This is a genomic window from Pseudomonas sp. 34 E 7 (assembly GCF_900005715.1).
Taxonomy (GTDB): domain Bacteria; phylum Pseudomonadota; class Gammaproteobacteria; order Pseudomonadales; family Pseudomonadaceae; genus Aquipseudomonas; species Aquipseudomonas orientalis_A.
Map to the genome: position 1 here is coordinate 1 of NZ_CVTX01000010.1, position 4286 is coordinate 4286.

The window sequence follows — 4286 nt, forward strand, 5'->3', positions numbered from 1 at the left end:
CGAGGTCGGATACGAGGGCGGTGCAGAGGCGTACAGCACCAACTGCGCAGCCATCACGAACAAGCCGGCGGCAAAACCAGCGATGGCCATGGGCACGATGCCCACCGACAACCCGACCCCGGCCAATGCCGCCAGCAACCCGGCATACACCGACAACACCACGTTGACGGCATTGCAGCGGTCCAGCAGCACGCCGCCGAGCAGCGAACCCAGGGCGCCGCCGATATTGAAGAGCATCTGCACCATGCCCGCCTGGGGTTTGCTGAAACCCTGTTCCAGCAACAGCGACGGCAGCCAGTTCAGCAGCATGTACATCACGGTCAAGGTGAAGAAGTAGCTGAGCCACAAGGCCAGTGTGGTGCGGGCGCGACCCTCGCCGAACAGTGCCTGGCCGGTGGAGGGGCGGGCGCCGTGGGGGGTGTCGCGCTGTTGGCGAAAGGCGCTGGACTCAGGCAGCAGCAGGATCATCAACGGTACGGCCAGCAAGGGCGCCAGGCCGCCAATGATAAACGTGGTCTGCCAGTGCTCACTGGAAAACATCGCCACCACTGCGGCCAATGCACCCCCCAGCGGCACCCCGCAGTACATCACGCTGATGGCCGTGCCACGGTTGCGCTCGCTCACCGCTTCGGCGCACAGCGCGATCAGGTTGGGCAGCGCGGCGCCCAGGCCCAGGCCGGTAAGAAAACGCACCAGCAACAAGCTTGAGTAGCTGTCGACAAATGCGGTGCTCAGGGAAAACAGCCCGAACAGCAGCACGGCGCTGACCAGGATTTTCTTGCGCCCGATCCGGTCGGCAACCCAGCCGCCGAAGAACGCCCCCGGCAGCAAGCCGATGATGCCGACGCTGAACACCCAGCCGAGCATCTTCGGGTCCAGGGCGAAGGTTTGACGCAACCCGGCGGCGGCGGTGCCGGCGGCTTGCAGATCGAACCCTTCGATCAGCGCAACGATAAAGCACAACGCAATAGTCAGCGTCGAACGACGCGATGAACTGTCCATGGCAAACCTCATTGTTGTTGTTTTTGTTGGCGTGGCGAGCTTGAGTGGCTGCTGAGGATTAAGATAACAAATATAACTAAAAAATGAATAGTGGAATAAATGACTCAAAAAGCAAGAATAAAATCATAAAATTCAATGTATTGAGATATTGATCCATGGTTGGCTAAAAAATAGATAGCTTTATTAATGTTCGATTATCGGTCGGTTGCGGTTGACGAGTCACCTCGGCTGTTTCCATTCTTGGCTCGCGAGGCTGACAGGGCCGAGCGTGTGCCAACCCAAAAACAACAACAAAAATGGACATCGAACATGCCAGAACTCCCTATGGAGGACGCCGTTGCAGCGGCGTCCGTCTCCTGTGCGTCGAACACCACTCCACGCCGGCTGCTGGCCTTGCTGGCCTTGAGCGTGTTGCCCGGTTCGCTGTGGGCTGCAGGCTTTATCGACGACAGCCACGGCACCCTGACCTTGCGCAATTACTACCTGGACCGTGACTACAAGGACGACGGTGCGAAGGCCGCTGCGCGGGAATGGGCCCAGGCGTTCATCCTCAACCTGGAATCGGGTTATACCCCTGGCCCGGTAGGCTTTGGCCTGGATGTACGCGGGTTGATGGGGGTCAGGCTCGACTCTTCGCCGGACCGCAGCGGGACCGAGTTGTTGCCGGTGTCGGCCAGCGACAAGCGCGCCGCCGACGAGTACTCGCGCCTGGCCCCAACCGCCAAGCTGCGGTTCGCCCAATCCACGGTCAAGGCCGGCGATGTGTCGATCTTCCTGCCGTTTGCCTTTGCCAGTCCGTCGCGGCTGCTGCCGCAAACCTTTCGCGGCACCACCTTGAGCTCCAAGGACATCGATGGCCTGACCCTCAACACGGGCTATATCGACCGCATCAACAAGCGCGACTCCACCGACTACCAGGCCATGACGATCGCCTCGCCCAACCGGCGCTTCAACGCCACTGCCACCACCTCGCACCTGGCTTACGTCGGCGGTGATTACCAGGTCAACAAAGACCTCAGCCTGCGGGTCTATCACGCGCAGATCGCGGACCTCTACCAGCAGGACACTCTGGCGCTGCTGCACAACTTGCCGGTGGGCGATGGCGTGCTCACCAGCGACCTGCGCAGTTTTTTCAGCCGTGAGGATGGCAGTGCCAAGGCGGGCAGGGTGGATAACCGCAACCTCTCGGCGTTGTTCGGCTATCGCCTGGGCGGCCATCGCGTCAGCCTTGGCTACATGCACTCAAGCGGGGAGACGGCCACGCCCTATATCTCGGGAACGGAGTTGATGGGCATGAGCGAACTGACCATGAGTTCGGACTTTCTCAACGCCAAGGAGCGCACCTGGCAAGCCATCTACGACTATGACTTCGCGGCATCGGGAGTGCCTGGGCTGAAGACGCGGCTGCGCTACGTGCGTGGCGACCACATCGAACTGGCCGCTTTCAACGCCGAGGATCGCAAGGAGCGCGAGTTCCAGATGGAACTGGGGTATGTGATCCAGAGCGGCCCGCTGAAGAACGTCGGGTTCATGGCGCGAAAGTCGATCTACCGCAATGACTTCCCGAGCGGCGCGGCCTTTCGCGATGAAAACCAGACCCGTTTTCTGGTGCTCTACACCGTGGCGCTCTGGTAGGCCGATCAGTCCTGGTAGACCTTCTTCAGCAAGCGCAGCAGCTCTTCACGCTCCTGGCCGTCGAGGGCGGCGGTGGCGTCGAGGTCACTCTGTGCGGCGATTGCCTTGAGTTCCTTGAGCAGGGTTTCGCCGGTCTTGCTGAGGAAGATCCCGTAGGAGCGTTTGTCCGGCTTGCAGCGTACCCGCACGGCCAGCGCGCGGCTTTCCAGCTTGTTCAGCAACGGCACCACCTGGGGCGGCTCAATGGCCAGGGCGCGCGCCAGGTCGGCCTGCATCAGCCCGGGGTTCTGCTCGATGATCGCCAGGGCCGAGAATTGCGCCGGGCGCAGGTCGTGGTCCGACAACCGGCCGATCAGGTTCTGGAACAGCTTGAGCTGGGCGCGGCGCATGGCGTAGCCGATCAGATCGTCCAGGGCTGAATCCAGCGGCGGCCGTACCTCGTCGTTGTCGGGCAGGGCCTGGCTGGCGGCGGCGATGTTGGAAGGCTTGGCCATTGGCAGTGCAATCCTCAAAAGGTGCAGGTTAATAAGACTATCTAGTTTGCCGGTGTTGGCGCGCTATGGCTACGCCGGGTTTTCACAGCGTCAGCTACGCGTGGGTTTTAAGCAGAAAAAATATTGGTTATTAAGATTAATAGTTAATTGACATAACTATATTTGCGGTTTAATTTCGAATCATCTTCACACCCAGAACAAGAGCGTACCGCCATGAGCAATTACGAAGGCCGTTGGACCACAGTCAAGGTTGAGATCGAAGAAGGCATCGCCTGGGTCATTCTTAATCGTCCGGAAAAACGCAACGCCATGAGCCCCACCCTGAACCGGGAAATGATCGACGTGCTGGAAACCCTCGAGCAGGACCCTGCCGCCGGCGTGCTGGTTCTCACCGGTGCGGGCGAAGCCTGGACGGCGGGCATGGACCTCAAGGAATACTTTCGCGAGGTGGATGCCGGCCCGGAAATCCTCCAGGAAAAAATCCGCCGCGAAGCCTCGCAATGGCAGTGGAAACTGCTGCGCATGTACGCCAAGCCGACCATCGCTATGGTCAATGGCTGGTGCTTCGGCGGTGGCTTCAGCCCGCTGGTGGCGTGCGACTTGGCCATCTGCGCCGACGAAGCGACCTTCGGCCTCTCGGAAATCAACTGGGGCATCCCGCCAGGCAACCTGGTGAGCAAGGCCATGGCCGACACCGTGGGCCATCGCCAATCGCTTTACTACATCATGACCGGCAAGACCTTCGGCGGGCAGAAAGCCGCCGAAATGGGCCTGGTCAACGAAAGCGTGCCCCTGGCTCAACTGCGCGAAGTGACCATCGAACTGGCGCGTAACCTGCTGGAGAAAAACCCGGTGGTGCTGCGTGCCGCCAAGCATGGCTTCAAGCGCTGCCGCGAGCTGACCTGGGAGCAGAACGAGGATTACCTCTACGCCAAGCTCGATCAGTCGCGCCTGCTCGACACCGAAGGCGGTCGCGAGCAGGGCATGAAACAGTTCCTCGACGACAAGAGCATCAAGCCTGGCCTGCAGGCGTATAAACGCTGAAGGGCGCGGCCGCCTGGCCGCGCCGTTGTACCCTGCTTGAACGTATTCCCGATAAAGACAATAAAGAGGAATCACCATGCTGGACGTGCCCCTGTTGATCGGCGGCCAGTC

The 4286-nt window shown here is 60.6% G+C and carries 4 protein-coding genes; 2 read left to right on the forward strand and 2 right to left on the reverse strand.

Annotation, left to right across the window (positions count from 1 at the left end):
- A partial coding sequence (mhpT, locus tag BFP96_RS00370) for a 3-(3-hydroxy-phenyl)propionate transporter MhpT (protein WP_065935363.1) occupies positions 1-1002 on the reverse strand: 1002 nt, incomplete at its 3' end.
- A 309-nt stretch (positions 1003-1311) separates the two neighbouring features.
- On the opposite strand from mhpT, the gene BFP96_RS00375 reads away from it, so the two are divergent.
- A complete protein-coding gene (locus BFP96_RS00375) occupies positions 1312-2637 on the forward strand; it encodes an OprD family porin (protein WP_065935364.1) in 1326 nt (441 codons plus the stop codon).
- Positions 2638-2642: 5 nt separating this feature from the next.
- Here the strand turns inward: BFP96_RS00375 and BFP96_RS00380 are convergent, their stop codons facing one another.
- Complete coding sequence (locus BFP96_RS00380; RefSeq protein ID WP_065893279.1) at positions 2643-3131, reverse strand: MarR family winged helix-turn-helix transcriptional regulator; 489 nt, start codon at positions 3129-3131, stop codon at positions 2643-2645.
- A gap of 213 nt (positions 3132-3344) precedes the next feature.
- Between BFP96_RS00380 and BFP96_RS00385 the strand changes: the two genes are divergently transcribed.
- On the forward strand, positions 3345-4175 hold the full coding sequence (locus tag BFP96_RS00385) for a p-hydroxycinnamoyl CoA hydratase/lyase (RefSeq protein WP_010567568.1): 831 nt from the start codon (positions 3345-3347) through the stop codon (positions 4173-4175).
- Positions 4176-4286: the final 111 nt, after the last annotated feature.

What these genes read in the sequence shown, in the direction of transcription:
- BFP96_RS00375 (WP_065935364.1), top strand. Translation starts at nt 1,312, where the DNA reads ATGCCAGAACTCCCTATGGAGGACGCCGTTGCAGCGGCGTCCGTCTCC.
- BFP96_RS00380 (WP_065893279.1), bottom strand. Translation starts at nt 3,131, where the DNA reads ATGGCCAAGCCTTCCAACATCGCCGCCGCCAGCCAGGCCCTGCCCGAC.
- BFP96_RS00385 (WP_010567568.1), top strand. Translation starts at nt 3,345, where the DNA reads ATGAGCAATTACGAAGGCCGTTGGACCACAGTCAAGGTTGAGATCGAA.